Genomic DNA, 14,802 nt, shown 5'->3' with positions numbered 1-14,802 from the left:
GAACCAAGGCCGGAATATTACTGCCGCAAGACCTGCTCCAGACGTGAAGGTACGCCGGCGGCGTACTGCTTGAGTTGATCAATCACGGTATCGACCAGCGCCGAAGCGGGGCGGTGCAGCGGACGAATCAGGCTGACAGTAAAAGGTACCTCGATGCTGAAAGGCCGCACGACCACGCCGGAGGCGGCATAATCCAACGCGGTGAGCGGGTTGACGATCGACAGCCCGATACCCGCCCGCACCATCGCACACACCGACGCCGCGCTGTGAGTTTCCAGCACCATCCGGCGCGACACGCCCTGTTCCTGAAACAGTTTGTCCAGTAACTGGCGATAGCTGTCGGCGCTCGACAGGCTGATGAAGGGCTCATTAGCAAAATCCTGCGGTGTGAGCACTGCTTTTTGCGCCAGCGGATGCCCGGCAGGCAGCACGCACACTTCATTGAGTAACATCAGAGTTTGCCGCTCTGTACCCGCTGGCGTGAGGCTGTTTTCCGTTAAGCCCAAATCGTGGCGCTGGGCTGACAGCCATTCTTCCAGCAGCGGTGATTCTTGCGGAATGATGTGCAGATTAAGCAGCGGATAACGCGCCAGCAGCGGCTTGCAGACGTCGGGCAGCAGTGACTGTGAGAACACGGGCAGACAGGTAATAGAAAGCTGCGCCTGCTGAAAACGGCGAATATCGCTGGCGGCGTTGATGATCCGATCCAGTCCATAGTAAGAGCGCTGCACTTCTTCAAACAGCTGTAGCCCCTGCGCGGTGGGGTAAAGCCTGCCGCGCAGCCGCTCGAACAGCGTCATCTGAATCAGTTTCTCGAAGCGGGCCAGCTCGCGGCTGACGGTCGGCTGTGACGTGTTCAGCAGCGCAGCCGCTTCCGTCAGATTCCCAGTGGCCATGACTGCATGGAAAATCTCGATGTGTCGTAGGGATACTGCCGCCATGTCGCCTCCTTCATTTATTTTTATAAACCACCAGTTTGATAAACCATATCAGAAATGAATAGAGTCTGCCTAAAACGATATTTGTTTACCTGTTGGGGTATTTTTATAGTGTTTCTCAATTCCGTTTAACCCTGTAAATCGGTAACTTTTTATGCCACACGATCTGAATGACGTAACCCATGCTCTGAACGCGCAAAGCCTGCGTGAACTGCCTGCCCGCTTTGGTTGTCCGGTTTGGGCCTATGATGCGCAGACCATCGTTAACCGCATTGCCCAACTGCGCCAGTTCGATACGATCCGCTTCGCGCAGAAGGCGTGTTCCAACACGCATATTTTGCGCCTGATGCGTGAGCAGGGTGTGAAAGTGGATTCGGTATCGCTGGGGGAGATCGAGCGTGCGCTGATTGCGGGGTTTGTACCGGGTACCGATGCGCATGAGATCGTGTTTACCGCCGATCTGCTGGATCGCCCGACGCTGCAACGCGTTTCCGAACTGAACATTCCGGTGAACGCCGGTTCAGTCGATATGCTGGAACAGCTCGGGCAGCAGTCACCGGGGCATCCGGTGTGGCTGCGTGTGAATCCAGGCTTTGGTCATGGCCACAGCCAGAAAACCAATACCGGCGGCGAGAACAGCAAGCACGGTATCTGGTACGGCGATTTGCCGCTGGCGTTGGCGCATATTCAACGCTATCAGCTGAAGCTGGTGGGGATCCACATGCACATTGGTTCCGGCGTTGATTACGGCCATCTGGAACAGGTGTGCGAGGCGATGGTGCAGCAGGTCGTTGAGCTGGGCCAGGATATCGAGGCGATTTCAGCGGGCGGCGGGCTGTCGATTCCGTATCGCCACGGCGAAGAAGCGATTGATACTGAACACTACTACGGGCTGTGGAACGCGGCGCGCGAGAAAATTGCTGCGCACCTTGGCCATCCGGTGACGTTGGAAATCGAGCCGGGACGTTTTCTGGTCGCGGAATCCGGCGTGCTGGTGGCGGAAGTTCGGGCGATAAAATCGATGGGAAGTCGCCACTTTGTGCTGGTCGATGCCGGATTTAACGATCTGATGCGTCCGGCGATGTACGGCAGCTATCACCATGTTTCTCTGCTGCCGGGCGATGGCCGCAATATCAGCCAGTCCACGATGCGCGACAGTGTGATTGCCGGGCCGCTGTGTGAATCCGGCGATGTGTTCACCCAGCAGGCGGGTGGCGGCGTGGAAACGTTCGCGCTGCCGGATGCGCAGGTTGGCGACTATCTGGTGTTCCATGACACCGGTGCGTACGGTGCATCCATGTCTTCTAACTACAACAGCCGTCCGCTGCTGCCGGAAGTGCTGTTTGAAAACGGCGAACCGCGCCTGATTCGCCGTCGTCAGACGCTGGAGGAGCTGCTGGCGCTGGAAGCGCTTTAATCGGTTTTATTCGGTAGTATCAGGGGAGAAGCGCTCTGCTTTTCCCCCAGAACGTGATGCGCCAGCCGAACGTCATTCCGGCGGCGGACAGCAGAATTGCGACCGCCCCGGCAAGCTGCATGGTATCCAACCGATGCCCAAAAGCCGCCCAGTCTACCAGCGCCGCGATAACGGGATAGATAAACGACAGTGCGCCAACCAGCGCGGTCGGGATCTTCTGGATCGCGCTGTACAAGAGCGTCGACATCAGGCCGGTATGGATCACGCCAATCGCCACAAGCATTCCCCACTGTGAAGCCGTAGGAGAAGCAGGTATTGCCGCGAAGGGCGCAAGAACCATAACGCCAACGAGCAGCTGTATCAGCACCAGCACATGCGGCGGAATTCCTGACAGCTTTTTCGTTATCGCGGCTGCAATGGCATAAAAGAACGCAGCACCTAATGCCATCAGTACGCCAGAGAGATAGCCTTTGCCATCGCTGTCGGCCTCCGTTTGGGCGCTGACGATCAGGACGATGCCTGCAAAGGCGCACAGTAACCAGCTGGTTTTGTTGAGGGTCAGCGTTTCCCTGAAAAAGAGCGCGCCTAGCCCCACGAGCATAAAGGGCTGTGTGTGATAAACCACGGTGGCGACGGCGATAGAGGCGTGTGCATAAGCGCCGAACAGCAGCGTCCAGTTGAGCACCAGCGCCAGTCCACCGAGTACGGCAAGGCCAACCTGCTTCCTGTTCATGATGCCCCGCCGCAACAAGCCTAATAGCCCGCAGACGATCAGCATCGTCAATGCGCCGAACGCGCAGCGCCAGAAAACTACCGTCATAGGGGGCTGATCTGCCGTCAGGACGAACCAGCCAACCGTACCAGAAATGATCATCGCAATAGCCATTTCTATCGTGCCGCGCGTCTGGGGTGTCATCTTTTTTTTCCTGTCTGTCAGTGTGAAAAGTGTGCTGCTATAGCGAACAAAATTTTTTATAATGAACAACAGAGCGAAATAATGAACACGAATCAAATGTTCGTCAAGTCGAACGATTGATTGTTATGGTGAACGATATGAAGAGCGATAGTCAGGAAAATGGTGCACAAGATGTTATGCAGGTCGCTACGCCTATCGCACGGCTGGCTGTCTCTATTCGGCGCGAGCGTGAGCGGTTAAATCTGTCAGTGACCGAGCTGGCAAAGCGTGCAGGGCTGGCTAAATCAACGCTTTCGCAGTTGGAAACCGGGATCGGTAACCCGAGCCTGGAAACACTCTGGGCGCTGGCGATGGCGCTTGACGTGCAGGTCAGCCAGTTGATTGGCCAGTCTCGCCAGCACGTACAGGTGATTCGGGCTAATGAAGGCGCAACAACCTATTCGGAGCAAGCAAACTATGCCGCTACGCTGTTGGCGGCGTGTCCGGCAGGCGTACAGCGTGATATCTATCGGCTTAAGGTGCAGCCGGGCGAGGCCAGGATCTCGCAACCGCATATGCCCGGAACGATAGAACATGTGATTCTGAGCAGCGGCCGCGCCAGAATCGGGCCTGTCGCACAGCCTGTTGAACTGAACGCGGGGGATTACATCAGCTATTCGGCGGATGTCCCGCACCTGTTTGACGCGTTGGAAGCGGATACGAGCGCGGTGATGCTGATTGAACATGGCTAAAGAGGCGAACCCCGTGCAGGCTGTTTGCGCGGGGAACCGTTTTACCGTGAGTTTTACTTAGTGTAGTACGGGCCTTTCTGCACCGATTCACGCAGCTTAAGTTCGCCGGTGAAGGGCTGTAGCGGGTTGACCTCTTTGCCTGCAATCAGATCCAGCACTTGCGTAATCGCGGTGGCAGCCATCTCTTCAATCGGCATGTAGACGGTGGAAAGCGAAGGGTGCAGATAGGTCGCGCAGGGCTCATCGTCAAAACCGAAGACGGAGACATCCTGCGGTAATTTTTTTCCCGCCTCGTACAGCGCTTTCATCGCGCCAATCGCCATGTGATCGTTGCTGACAAACAGCGCGCTAAAGCTGACGCCGCTGTCCAGCAACTGGCGTGCAGCCTGATAGCCGCTGGCGACCATGCTGGTGCCATATGCCACCCGACGTGGTTCAAGCGCGATCTGGTGGGTGGTTAATGCCTGCTGATAACCCGCGAGCCGCGCCTGTGCCGTCGGCGTTTTCATGGGGGCGGTGATAAAAGCGATCTCACGGTGGCCCTGTTCGATCAGGTAATTCACTACGTCAAACGCGGCCTGCTGCTGGCGGAAGAAAATACAGCGTTCACGTGCCTGTGGCAGATCGCGATTCATCACGATCATCGGAATGGTCAGCGTGTCGAGCAGCGTCATGAGATCCGTTTCGGACATATAGCGGGTATAGAGAATAATGGCGTCGCATTGTCTGTCAGACAGAAGCTGCACTGCACGCTGCTCGTCTTCCGGCGTATCGTGCCCGTCGGTGACGATCAGGTGTTTACCGTGGCTTTCCGCGATATCCGTAGCACGGCGCAGCAGGCGGCCAAAGTAGGGGCCATCAAAATTGGAAATAACGAGACCAATGCTGTTTGAAGTACGACGAGCCAGCGAACGCGCCAGAAAGTTAGGACGGTAGCCTAGCTCCTCCATTGCCTGAAATACTGCATCGCGTGTTGCCTGTTTGACCTGACCCGTGCCGTTTAGCACTCTGGATACGGTCGCTTTAGACACGCCTGCACGTCTTGCCACCTCAAGCATGGTTTTCATCGCTGCACCTTAATTGAGTATGATGACGGGCTAAAAATGCCTATTCATCCCTGTTACGAACATCATATGGCATGTTACCACAGGCATATTGTTGGATTTAACGCCTGATGTTCGTTTCTCAATCAGATTTTTGTCAGTTTTGTGATGTAGCCATTTCTCGGCGTAGCAAGACAATCTCTTCCGCCAAATCCCGGCAGAGCATGGCGGTCATCAGATGATCCTGTGCATGCACCATGATCAGATTGACGGGCACCTTTCCTTGTCCTTCGTCCAGACCGATCAGCCGTGTCTGAACGCGATGAGCCGCACGCGCCGCTTCTTGTGACGCAGCGAGCAGATCGTCAGCCTGTTGCCACTCCCGTTGACGCGCGGCCTGAATGGCCATCATGGCGTTTGAGCGCGCTTCACCCGCATTAATCAGCAGTTCCATCACGGTTTGTTCCATATCGAATGCAGGAACGTTTTCTGTGTCTTTCATCGTAGGTGTCCTTATCGCAGTCAGGAAAGCAGCCTAAGTCGACTGATAATTTATGGTATGCCAAAAATCACATTTTCATCATATTGGAATTCCAATATCGTCTTGTGAGAATCATGTCACAGAAAAATAATTCATTATGGTTGATTTTTGGTATGCCAAACGCGAAAGCGCGGTACCTGCATTTACCCTGCGCGTAACGGCCATCCCGCGTGTCACACGCGATATAACAATATGATGATGAAAGAGGTGGTGTTATGTCACTTAAGGACCAACTGATTGATTCATTGGGCTCCTTTGCCAATAAATTTAACAGTCTGCGTTACATTATGGCGATTAAGGCATCCTTTATTACGCTGATGCCTGTCATTATCGTCGGGGCGTTTTCCGTTCTGATTTCCAACATGGTGATGGACCCGAAAAATGGTCTGGCCAGTTTTTCTATGTTTTCGTTTCTGGCTGAACTTAAACCGATTATGAGCGGCATTAACTACGCCACGCTCAGCTTTCTGACTATCGGTGCCGTCTTCCTGATTGGTATCGAGCTTGGGAAGATTAACGGTTCACGCGGGCTGTTTCCCGGCCTGCTGGCGGTGATCTGCTTTATTGCCGTCACGCCAACCACGATCGAAATGGCCGTCAACGGGCAGATGATGGTGGTGAAAGACGTGCTGGCGAAACAGTTCTCCGATACCAAAAGCCTGTTTCTGGGGATGTTCATCGCCATTCTGTCTGTCGAGATGTATACCAAGCTGCAAAATGTCGATCGGCTACAGATTAAAATGCCGGACAGCGTGCCGCCCAACGTCGCCGCCTCTTTTTCCGCGCTGTTTCCTTCCATCATCACGGTGGTTGCGATTGCCACCTTTGGGTTTGTGTTTCACCGCGTGACGGGCATGTACCTGTATGATGCCGTTTATAAAGTCGTACAGCAGCCGCTGGAATCCGTAGTGCAAAGCCTGCCCGGTTTGCTGGTGCTGATGTTTGTCGCTCAGCTGTTCTGGGTGATCGGGATTCACGGCAACCAGATGATTAAACCGATTCGTGAACCGCTGCTGCTGGGGGCGATTGCCGTCAACATGACCGCGTTCGAACAGGGGCATGAGATACCGAACATTATCACTATGCCGTTCTGGGATGTGTACATGAGCATCGGCGGTTCCGGCCTCACCATTGGCCTGCTGCTGGCGGTGATGATTGCCTCTAAACGCAAAGAGATGAAAGAGATCGCTAAAATTTCTTTCGGCCCCAGCGTGTTCAATATTAATGAGCCGGTAATTTTTGGTATGCCGATTATGCTCAACCCAATTCTGGCTATTCCCTTCATTATCACACCGTTAGTGACGGGCACGATTGGCTATTTCGCCACCAGTATGGGTTTTGCGGGCAAAGCCGTGGTGATGGTGCCGTGGACGACCCCGCCGATCATTAACGCCTGGCTGTCGACGGCGGGATCGATGGGAGCCGTCGCTACACAGATCGTATGCATCATCGTCGCGATGCTGATCTATCTGCCGTTTGTCAAAGTGGCATCCCGTCGTGCCGAGCTGGCGCAGTTGGAAGCAGAAAAGCAGGCCGCAGCGGAAAAAGCCTGAAACGGACGAGAAGAGAGGTAATGCATGAGTAAGGTTGCACTGACTATTCCACCGGATTTTATTCTGGGCGCGGCGGCATCGGCATGGCAAACGGAAGGATGGAGCGGCAAGAAAGCCGGGCAGGATTCCTATCTGGATCTCTGGTACAAGCAGGATCGTCAGGTCTGGCACAACGGCTATGGCCCAGCAAAAGCGACGGACTTCTTTAATCGCTATCGGGAAGACGTGGCGCTGATGAAGCTGGCGGGGCTGACGCACTATCGTACATCGATCAACTGGTCGCGCTTTATGCTGGACTATGAGAAAGGCATCGTCGATGAGGAGTACGCGGCCTATATCGATAACCTGCTGGATGAAATGCACCGGCAGGGGATCGAACCGATGATCTGCCTTGAACATTACGAGCTGCCCGCCTGCCTGCTGGAGAAATACCAGGGCTGGTCATCCAAGCAGGTGGTGGAGTGGTTTGTGCTGTACGCCGACGCGGTTTTCGCCCGCTATGCCGGGAAAGTGAAGCGCTGGTTTACCTTCAATGAGCCGATTGTGGTGCAGACGCGCGTTTATCTGGACGCGCTACGCTACCCTTATGAACAAAACACGCATACCTGGATGCAGTGGAATCACCATAAAAATCTGGCGACGGCAAAAGTGGTGCAGCGGTTTCGACAGCAGGGTTATCACCGGGATGGCGGCTCGATCGGCGTGATCCTCAATCCCGAAGTCACGTATCCGCGATCCCGTGCGGCGCACGATGTGAAAGCGGCACACCTTTACGATCTGTTCTATAACCGGGTTTTCCTCGATCCGGCGTTAAAAGGGGAATATCCGGCGGAGCTGGTGGCGCTGCTGGCACAGCATCAGGTGAAGTGGGATTACACGGAAGAAGAGCTGGCGATCATTCGGGACAATACGGTCGATGAGGTGGGGATCAACCTGTATTACCCGCATCGGGTCAAAGCGCCCAGCCGCGAGTGGAATAAGGAGACACCGTTCCACCCAGCCTATTACTACGAGCACTTTGAGCTACCGGGGCGTCGGATGAACACCTCGCGTGGCTGGGAGATCAATCCCAAAATCATTTACGACATGGCAAAACGCATAGAGCGCGACTACGGCAATGCGCCGTGGTTTGTGGCGGAAAATGGTATCGGTATCGAGAACGAAGCGCGCTTTAAAGACGATGCGGGCGTGATTCAGGACGATTACCGCATCGCGTTTATTGCCGAGCACCTTTACTGGACGCTGAAGGCGAAGGAAGAGGGCGCAAACTGCCGCGGCTACATGCTATGGGCATTTACCGACAACGTTTCGCCGATGAACGCGTTTAAAAACCGTTACGGACTAATTGAAATCGATCTAGAACAGGATCGGCAACGGCGGCCAAAAAAATCCGCCGCCTGGTTTCGTCAGCTACACGACACGCGTCGGCTTGAATTGACGCTGGATGATGAAGAGAAATAGGTGCAGATAACCAAAATGAGGAACGGAATATGAAAAGAATCGTACTGGCCTGCTCAGCAGGAATGTCGACCTCACTGGTGGTCACCAAGATGGAAAAGGAAGCGGAAACGCGGGGGATGGAATTGAAGATCTACGCGATCCCAGAGCAAAACTTGCGTGATGAGTTGCAGGAGTTTGGCGGCGACATTATTGCGGTTCTGCTGGGGCCGCAGGTGCGCTTCAAGCTTAACGAGAATAAAAAGCTGACGGACGGCTACCAGATTCCTATCGCGGTGATCGACCCCGTCGCCTACGGCACATTAAATGGCGCAAAAGTACTGGATCAGGCGCTGAGTTTGGTAAACTAGCGCGCTACCGCTGTGTCAGTACGCGGCTGTAGACATGCCTGTCATCATTCAAGTTGCAGCTTGACGTATGACGGGCACAATCAGAGCGGGCCTAACGCCCGCACTCAGAGCGACAGTGCATGTAGGGTGAAAGCGTGGCGAAGGATGTGGTTCTGCAAGAGAAGAAGCAATATCAGGAAATCGGCTGTGATTTGCGTCAGAAGATTCAGTCAGGGGATTACCCCGTCGGATCGCGCCTTCCTCCTGAACGAAATATTGCGGAAACCTATGGCGTTAGCCGGACGATAGTGCGCGAAGCACTACTGATGCTTGAGCTGGAAGGCACAGTCGATATTCGTCAGGGCTCCGGGGTTTATGTCTTGCGTATTCCTGATGAAGACGACGCGGCAGACGGTGGCAAAAACCATATCGGCGCGTTTGAAATGCTACAGGCTCGCCAACTGCTGGAAAGCAACATTGCGGCGTTTGCGGCCCGTATGGCAACGCGGGCGGATATCGAAAACCTGCGTAAGACGCTGGAACAAGAACAGGCCGCGATTGCCGGAAAAGATTACCGCGGCGATTTCGATCGCCTGTTCCATCTGCAAATTGCCGGTGCGACGCAAAACCAGATGCTGCTGGAAACGGTCAGCAATATCTGGGCGTGCCGTGACGATAATGCGCTCTGGCAGCAGCTTTATACCCACGTCGGAACGCAGGGCTATCGCCTGAAATGGCTGGCGGATCATCAGGCCATTCTGGCGGCGCTGCGGCGTCGCGATGTGTCCGGCTCTTATCAGGCCATGTGGCAACACCTCGAAAACGTCAAAAATACGCTGATGGAAATCTCTGACGCTGATGCGCCGGAGTTTGACGGCTATTTATTTGATTCTGTACCGATTTTTCAAGGGAAGCTGGTGTAACGATGACAGACCTTACTAAGGTGAAGATTGTTTATCTGGCGGATCATCCTCAGCATCAAGAGCAGGTGATTGACTGGATATGGCAGGCGTTCGGCAGCCAGAACAGCCGTGAATTCTTTGCCAGCGTGGTGCGCAATAGCCTGAACCCAGAGGCGCTGCCGCTGACGTTTATCGCGCTGGAGGGCGAGCGTTTAGTCGGGACGGTGGGATTATGGCGCTGCGATTTAATCAGCCGACAGGATCTGACGCCCTGGCTGGCATCGTTGTACGTGGAAGAAAGCCAGCGCGATAAAGGGCTGGGCATCGCGCTGCAACAGCACGTATTGGATTTCAGCCGCCGTCAGGGGTTTGAAGACCTCTATCTGTTCTCCACGTTTAGCGGCTATTACGAAAAACACGGCTGGCATTACATCGGCGATGGATTGGACTATCCAGATAAGTCCGTGCGTCTGTATCACCAGTCGCTATCAAGCTAGAAAAACGCGCGAAAAGGCGCCTGCCTTACATGATTCACCAGAATCTTACAGTTGGTTGCACTTATAGAATAACTCTTTCGATTCATCGCTGGTGAAGCGAAGCGGCGATCTTTAGAGTTACAAGTCCCAGAGGTATTGATTGGTGATATATCGATGTGCTCTGTACATTGAAACCATTTGATTACACCAACCTACGCGGATGCGTAGGTTTTTTTTTGCCTGAATTTCCCGCTTTCGTTATCTCCAGCCATTTTAATGCGATGTGAATGCTGTGCCGTCGGCAATCTTCACGTTTAGCCGTGTACCCGTCGCTTGAAGTATGGTGCATATGTAGTATTTTGACGTATCGCTTGGTGGTTTTTGCGCTTCGGCAAGCTGCCCGTTTATCTGTCTATTGGGAGAAGGCATGATTCATACCCTGTTACGTTGGGTGTTCCAGCGTCTGTACCGCATCCGGATCGAGGGCGACAGCAGCCAGTTTCAGCAATCTAAATTGCTCATCACCCCCAATCACGTCTCGTTCCTTGATGGCGTTTTGCTGGCGTTATTCTTACCGATAAAACCCGTCTTTGCCGTGTATTCTTCCATTTCCGATCGCTGGTTTATGCGCTGGCTGAAGCCTTATATCGATTTCGTGCCGTTAGATCCCACCAAGCCGCTGGCGATCAAGGGGCTGATCAAGGTGATCGAACGCGGTCAGCCCGTCGTGGTTTTCCCAGAAGGGCGCATCAGCGTCACCGGATCGCTGATGAAGATTTACAGCGGCGCGGCGTTTGTCGCGGCGAAATCTGGTGCAACGATTATCCCTGTACGCATTGATGGCGCAGAGTTCACGCCGTTTGGTCGTCTGGCAGGCGTCTTTAAACGCCGCTGCCTCCCGCAGATTACGATCACCTATTTGCCTCCGACTACATTGCCGATGCCGGAAGCCAGCAGTGCCAGAGAACGCCGCGCACTGGCCGGTGAGCATTTGCACCAGATTATGATGAAGGCGCGGATGGATACGCGCCCGCAGCACACGCTGTATCAGGCCTTTCTGGCGGCGAGAACCCGTTACGGGCGGCATTCTCCCAGCATTGCGGATATCTCCTTCAACGAAGACAGCTATCAGGGATTACTGAAAAAATCGCTGGGCGTGTCGCGCATTTTGCAGCGCTTCACCCGCGCCGATGAACATGTCGGCATGCTGTTGCCCAATGCGACCATCACCGCCGCATCCATCCTGGGCGCATCGCTGCGTAACCGTATTCCTGCCATGCTGAACTACACCGCGGGTGCGAAAGGGCTACAAAGCGCGATGAAAGCGGCGGGGATCAAAACCATCGTCACGTCTCGCCAGTTTCTTGAAAAGGGCAAGCTGACGGATTTGCCGAAGCAGGTTAGCGAGGCCAACTGGGTCTATCTGGAAGATTTGAAAGACACCGTGACGCTGACCGATAAGCTGTGGATCCTGTTTCATTTGCTGTTTCCTGCCCGCGCGATGCTGCCGCAGAAACCTGACGATGCAGCCATCGTGCTGTTTACCTCCGGTTCCGAGGGGAATCCGAAAGGCGTCGTGCATTCCCATGACAGCCTGCTGGCGAACGTTGAGCAGATTCGTACGGTGGCGGATTTCACGCCGCGCGACCGCTTTATGTCCGCGCTGCCGCTGTTCCATGCGTTTGGCCTGACGGTGGGGCTGTTAACGCCGCTAATGACGGGCGCTCGCGTGTTTCTCTACCCCAGCCCGCTGCACTATCGCATTGTGCCAGAGCTGGTTTATGACCAGAACTGCACCGTGCTGTTTGGAACGTCAACGTTCTTAGGCAACTACGCGCGCTTTGCCCATCCGTATGATTTTGCTCGTCTGCGCTATGTGGTTGCGGGGGCAGAAAAGCTGTCTGAAACCACGCGTCAGGTTTGGCAGGATAAATTTGGTATCCGCATTTTGGAAGGATACGGCGTGACCGAATGCGCGCCGGTGGTGGCGATCAACGTGCCGATGGCAACGAAAATCCATTCCGTCGGCAAGCTGTTGCCGGAAATCGAATCGCGTTTGATTACGGTGCCGGGCATCACGCGCGGTGGCCGTCTGCAACTGCGCGGGCCGAATATCATGAAAGGCTATCTGCGGGTGGAAAACCCCGGCGTGCTTGAAGCGCCGGCGGCAGAAAACGCACAGGGCGAGTTGCAGCAGGGCTGGTATGACACGGGTGATATTGTCGAACTGGATGAAAGAGGCTTCTGCACCATCATCGGCCGCGTGAAGCGCTTTGCCAAACTGGCGGGGGAGATGGTGTCGCTGGAAAGCGTGGAACAGCTGGCGGTGAAGATATCGCCGGAAGCGCAGCATGCGGCTAGTGCGAAAAGCGACAGCAGCAAAGGCGAAGCGCTGGTGCTGTTTACGACGGACAACCAGATAACCCGTGACGCATTGCTTGCGCAGGCACGCAGCAGCGGTGTACCGGAACTGGCGGTGCCGCGCGATATTCGCTATGTGAAAGCCTTACCGCTACTCGGCAGCGGCAAGCCTGACTTTGTCACGCTGCGCCAGATGGCCGAAGAGTCCGTCACTAACGCATCGGAGTCGAATGCATGAGTCAACAGACTGAACCCGCGACGCCTTTGCTGTCGCGCAGTATGAGCGCGGTGATTATCGCGCAGTTCTTCTCCGCGTTTGGTGATAACGCGCTGCTGTTTGCCACCTTAGCGCTGATCAAACAGCTGGTGTATCCCGACTGGAGCCAGCCGTTTTTGCAGATGGGGTTTGTCGCCGCGTACATCATTCTGGCACCGTTTGTCGGGCAAATTGCGGACAGCTTCTCCAAAGGGCAGGTGATGATGTTCGCCAATACCCTGAAGCTGGCAGGGGCGCTGCTGATTTGCGTGGGCGGGAATCCGTTTCTGGGGTATACGCTGGTGGGGATTGGCGCTGCCGCTTATTCACCGGCGAAATACGGCATTCTGGGTGAGATCACGCGCGGCGATCAGTTGGTCAAAGCCAATGGTTTGATGGAAGCCTCGACGATTGCGGCGATCCTGACCGGTTCCGTCGCTGGCGGCGTGCTGGCGGACTGGAACATTTACGGGGCGCTGTCGGTTTGTGCGGTGGCTTACGGCATAGCGCTGGGAGCGAATATGCTGATTCCTCGTCTCAGCGCGGCGCGACCAGGGCAGCCGTGGCATCCGGTGCAGATGGTGAGCAGCTTCTTTTCCGCCTGTCGGGTGCTGTGGCGCGATGGTGATGCCAGGCTGTCGCTGATTGGGACCAGTATGTTCTGGGGCGCGGGCGTGACCCTGCGCTTTCTGCTGGTACTGTGGGTGCCGCATGCGCTCGGTATAACCGACAATGCAACGCCGACGCTGCTTAACGCGATGGTCGCCGTGGGCATCGTGGCGGGTGCGGGTGCGGCTGCGAAGCTGGTGACGCTCGATAATGTACGGCGCTGCCTGCCTGCGGGGTTCCTCATCGGCGTGGTAGTGGTGATTTTCACGCTTCAGCATAACCTCATGAGCGCCTACTCGCTGCTGATTCTGCTGGGGGCGTTGGGTGGGTTCTTCATCGTCCCGCTGAATGCGCTGTTGCAGGAACGTGGGAAGGCCAGCGTCGGTGCGGGTAATGCGATCGCCGTACAGAATTTGGGTGAGAACGGCGCTATGCTGTTAATGCTGGGGCTCTATTCTCTGGTGGTGAAACTGGGTGTGTCGGTCATCACCATCGGGATTGGCTTTGGTGCATTGTTTGCGCTGGCAATTGCGCTGCTGTGGGCATGGCTGATTCTGGCTAAGCGCCGCGATCGTTCCGTCGGCGCAGGTAAAGAATAAACGTATCGTGTAATGAACGTATTGTGTAATGGGGAAAGGTGGAAATGAGTCTGATATGGCATGACTGGGATGTAGCAGACCTTAACGTGTATTCACTGCATGACATATTGGCGCTGCGCAATCAGGTATTCGTGGTCGAGCAAACCTGCCCCTATTTGGATATTGATGGCCGCGATCTGGTGGACGGCAATCGCCATATTACGGCGTACCGTGACGGCAAGCTGGCTGCCTGCGCCCGGCTGCTTGCTCCCCATCCGAACAACGATGTGGTGACGATTGGGCGCGTGATTGTCGCGCCGCATGCCCGCGGGCAACATCTGGGGCATCAACTGATGGAACACACGCTGATTGCCTGCGCGCGCCACTGGCCGCAAAAGCATCTGTTCCTGTCCGCGCAGGCTCATTTGCAAGCGTTCTACGGCGCGTTTGGTTTTGTGGTGACCGGTGAGGAGTACGACGAAGACGGCATTCCGCATATTGATATGCTGTCGGCGTTCTGAAATTAGAGATTCCTAAAAACCTGGATTTAGCATTCTGTCAGTGCCATAAATGTTTCGTGCGCGTTGATTAAGGCTATCTTTGCAACCGTTGCCGTATGCGCCCGACACGGTGCAGCTCAATCGCCGCTGCCCCGTGACCCCAGGCTTCTTGCGGGGAATCACGCCGCTTCGCG

The 14,802-nt window shown here is 55.1% G+C and carries 14 protein-coding genes; 10 read left to right on the top strand and 4 right to left on the bottom strand.

The window, feature by feature from the left end; genetic code table 11:
* Positions 1 to 17: 17 nt before the first annotated feature.
* Positions 18 to 941 carry a LysR family transcriptional regulator gene (locus BUB06_RS10320; RefSeq protein WP_039470170.1) on the bottom strand — a complete coding sequence of 308 codons (924 nt, stop codon included), beginning with the start codon at positions 939 to 941 and terminating at the stop codon, positions 18 to 20.
* A gap of 151 nt (positions 942 to 1,092) precedes the next feature.
* Here BUB06_RS10320 and lysA point away from each other — a divergent pair, with 151 nt between their 5' ends.
* Entirely contained in the window at positions 1,093 to 2,355 is a 1,263-nt protein-coding gene (gene lysA, locus BUB06_RS10315; protein WP_039470172.1) for a diaminopimelate decarboxylase, read from the top strand.
* A 19-nt stretch (positions 2,356 to 2,374) separates the two neighbouring features.
* Here lysA and BUB06_RS10310 read toward each other — a convergent pair whose 3' ends face one another.
* Complete coding sequence (locus tag BUB06_RS10310) at positions 2,375 to 3,271, bottom strand: DMT family transporter (protein WP_039470174.1); 897 nt, start codon at positions 3,269 to 3,271, stop codon at positions 2,375 to 2,377.
* Positions 3,272 to 3,447: 176 nt separating this feature from the next.
* On the opposite strand from BUB06_RS10310, the gene BUB06_RS10305 reads away from it, so the two are divergent.
* Positions 3,448 to 4,002, top strand: coding sequence for a helix-turn-helix domain-containing protein (locus BUB06_RS10305; RefSeq protein WP_039470979.1), 555 nt, complete (start codon positions 3,448 to 3,450; stop codon positions 4,000 to 4,002).
* A 53-nt stretch (positions 4,003 to 4,055) separates the two neighbouring features.
* Here the strand turns inward: BUB06_RS10305 and BUB06_RS10300 are convergent, their stop codons facing one another.
* Together BUB06_RS10300 and BUB06_RS10295 are read right to left on the bottom strand one after the other, a co-directional pair.
* Positions 4,056 to 5,069 carry a LacI family DNA-binding transcriptional regulator gene (locus BUB06_RS10300; RefSeq protein ID WP_039470175.1) on the bottom strand — a complete coding sequence of 338 codons (1,014 nt, stop codon included), beginning with the start codon at positions 5,067 to 5,069 and terminating at the stop codon, positions 4,056 to 4,058.
* 133 nt (positions 5,070 to 5,202) lie between these two features.
* Positions 5,203 to 5,547 (bottom strand): PTS lactose/cellobiose transporter subunit IIA, encoded by a 345-nt coding sequence (locus BUB06_RS10295; RefSeq protein ID WP_039470176.1) that lies wholly within the window; start codon positions 5,545 to 5,547, stop codon positions 5,203 to 5,205.
* Positions 5,548 to 5,801: 254 nt separating this feature from the next.
* Here BUB06_RS10295 and BUB06_RS10290 point away from each other — a divergent pair, with 254 nt between their 5' ends.
* From BUB06_RS10290 to BUB06_RS10255, 8 genes are all read left to right on the top strand, one after another.
* Positions 5,802 to 7,139, top strand: coding sequence for a PTS sugar transporter subunit IIC (locus BUB06_RS10290; RefSeq protein ID WP_039470177.1), 1,338 nt, complete (start codon positions 5,802 to 5,804; stop codon positions 7,137 to 7,139).
* Positions 7,140 to 7,163: 24 nt separating this feature from the next.
* Complete coding sequence (locus BUB06_RS10285) at positions 7,164 to 8,600, top strand: glycoside hydrolase family 1 protein (RefSeq protein WP_039470179.1); 1,437 nt, start codon at positions 7,164 to 7,166, stop codon at positions 8,598 to 8,600.
* Positions 8,601 to 8,629: 29 nt separating this feature from the next.
* Positions 8,630 to 8,947 carry a PTS sugar transporter subunit IIB gene (locus BUB06_RS10280; protein WP_010295033.1) on the top strand — a complete coding sequence of 106 codons (318 nt, stop codon included), beginning with the start codon at positions 8,630 to 8,632 and terminating at the stop codon, positions 8,945 to 8,947.
* A gap of 134 nt (positions 8,948 to 9,081) precedes the next feature.
* Positions 9,082 to 9,849, top strand: a complete 768-nt coding sequence (locus BUB06_RS10275) for an FCD domain-containing protein (RefSeq protein WP_039470182.1) — start codon at positions 9,082 to 9,084, stop codon at positions 9,847 to 9,849.
* A gap of 2 nt (positions 9,850 to 9,851) precedes the next feature.
* Complete coding sequence (locus BUB06_RS10270; protein WP_039470184.1) at positions 9,852 to 10,325, top strand: GNAT family N-acetyltransferase; 474 nt, start codon at positions 9,852 to 9,854, stop codon at positions 10,323 to 10,325.
* Positions 10,326 to 10,731: 406 nt separating this feature from the next.
* Entirely contained in the window at positions 10,732 to 12,903 is a 2,172-nt protein-coding gene (aas, locus tag BUB06_RS10265; protein ID WP_039470185.1) for a bifunctional acyl-ACP--phospholipid O-acyltransferase/long-chain-fatty-acid--ACP ligase, read from the top strand.
* Positions 12,900 to 14,129: a lysophospholipid transporter LplT gene (gene lplT, locus BUB06_RS10260; RefSeq protein ID WP_039470186.1), complete on the top strand. Its 1,230-nt coding sequence runs from the start codon at positions 12,900 to 12,902 to the stop codon at positions 14,127 to 14,129. The genes aas and lplT overlap by 4 nt, the downstream gene beginning before the upstream one ends.
* Positions 14,130 to 14,173: 44 nt before the next feature.
* A complete protein-coding gene (locus BUB06_RS10255) occupies positions 14,174 to 14,629 on the top strand; it encodes a GNAT family N-acetyltransferase (RefSeq protein WP_010295020.1) in 456 nt (151 codons plus the stop codon).
* Positions 14,630 to 14,802 lie beyond the last annotated feature (173 nt).

The organism is Pectobacterium carotovorum, assembly GCF_900129615.1.
In the GTDB taxonomy this organism is placed as follows: Bacteria; Pseudomonadota; Gammaproteobacteria; order Enterobacterales; family Enterobacteriaceae; genus Pectobacterium; species Pectobacterium carotovorum.
This window is presented reverse-complemented; position numbering and strand designations above follow the sequence as displayed.

Excerpts from the sequence above, each read along its gene's own strand:
- BUB06_RS10305 (WP_039470979.1), top strand. The coding sequence starts at position 3,448 with ATGCAGGTCGCTACGCCTATCGCACGGCTGGCTGTCTCTATTCGGCGC.
- BUB06_RS10255 (WP_010295020.1), top strand. The coding sequence starts at position 14,174 with ATGAGTCTGATATGGCATGACTGGGATGTAGCAGACCTTAACGTGTAT.
- BUB06_RS10295 (WP_039470176.1), bottom strand. The coding sequence starts at position 5,547 with ATGAAAGACACAGAAAACGTTCCTGCATTCGATATGGAACAAACCGTG.
- BUB06_RS10290 (WP_039470177.1), top strand. The coding sequence starts at position 5,802 with ATGTCACTTAAGGACCAACTGATTGATTCATTGGGCTCCTTTGCCAAT.
- BUB06_RS10285 (WP_039470179.1), top strand. The coding sequence starts at position 7,164 with ATGAGTAAGGTTGCACTGACTATTCCACCGGATTTTATTCTGGGCGCG.
- BUB06_RS10270 (WP_039470184.1), top strand. The coding sequence starts at position 9,852 with ATGACAGACCTTACTAAGGTGAAGATTGTTTATCTGGCGGATCATCCT.
- BUB06_RS10280 (WP_010295033.1), top strand. The coding sequence starts at position 8,630 with ATGAAAAGAATCGTACTGGCCTGCTCAGCAGGAATGTCGACCTCACTG.
- lplT (WP_039470186.1), top strand. The coding sequence starts at position 12,900 with ATGAGTCAACAGACTGAACCCGCGACGCCTTTGCTGTCGCGCAGTATG.
- aas (WP_039470185.1), top strand. The coding sequence starts at position 10,732 with ATGATTCATACCCTGTTACGTTGGGTGTTCCAGCGTCTGTACCGCATC.
- lysA (WP_039470172.1), top strand. The coding sequence starts at position 1,093 with ATGCCACACGATCTGAATGACGTAACCCATGCTCTGAACGCGCAAAGC.
- BUB06_RS10310 (WP_039470174.1), bottom strand. The coding sequence starts at position 3,271 with ATGACACCCCAGACGCGCGGCACGATAGAAATGGCTATTGCGATGATC.
- BUB06_RS10300 (WP_039470175.1), bottom strand. The coding sequence starts at position 5,069 with ATGAAAACCATGCTTGAGGTGGCAAGACGTGCAGGCGTGTCTAAAGCG.
- BUB06_RS10320 (WP_039470170.1), bottom strand. The coding sequence starts at position 941 with ATGGCGGCAGTATCCCTACGACACATCGAGATTTTCCATGCAGTCATG.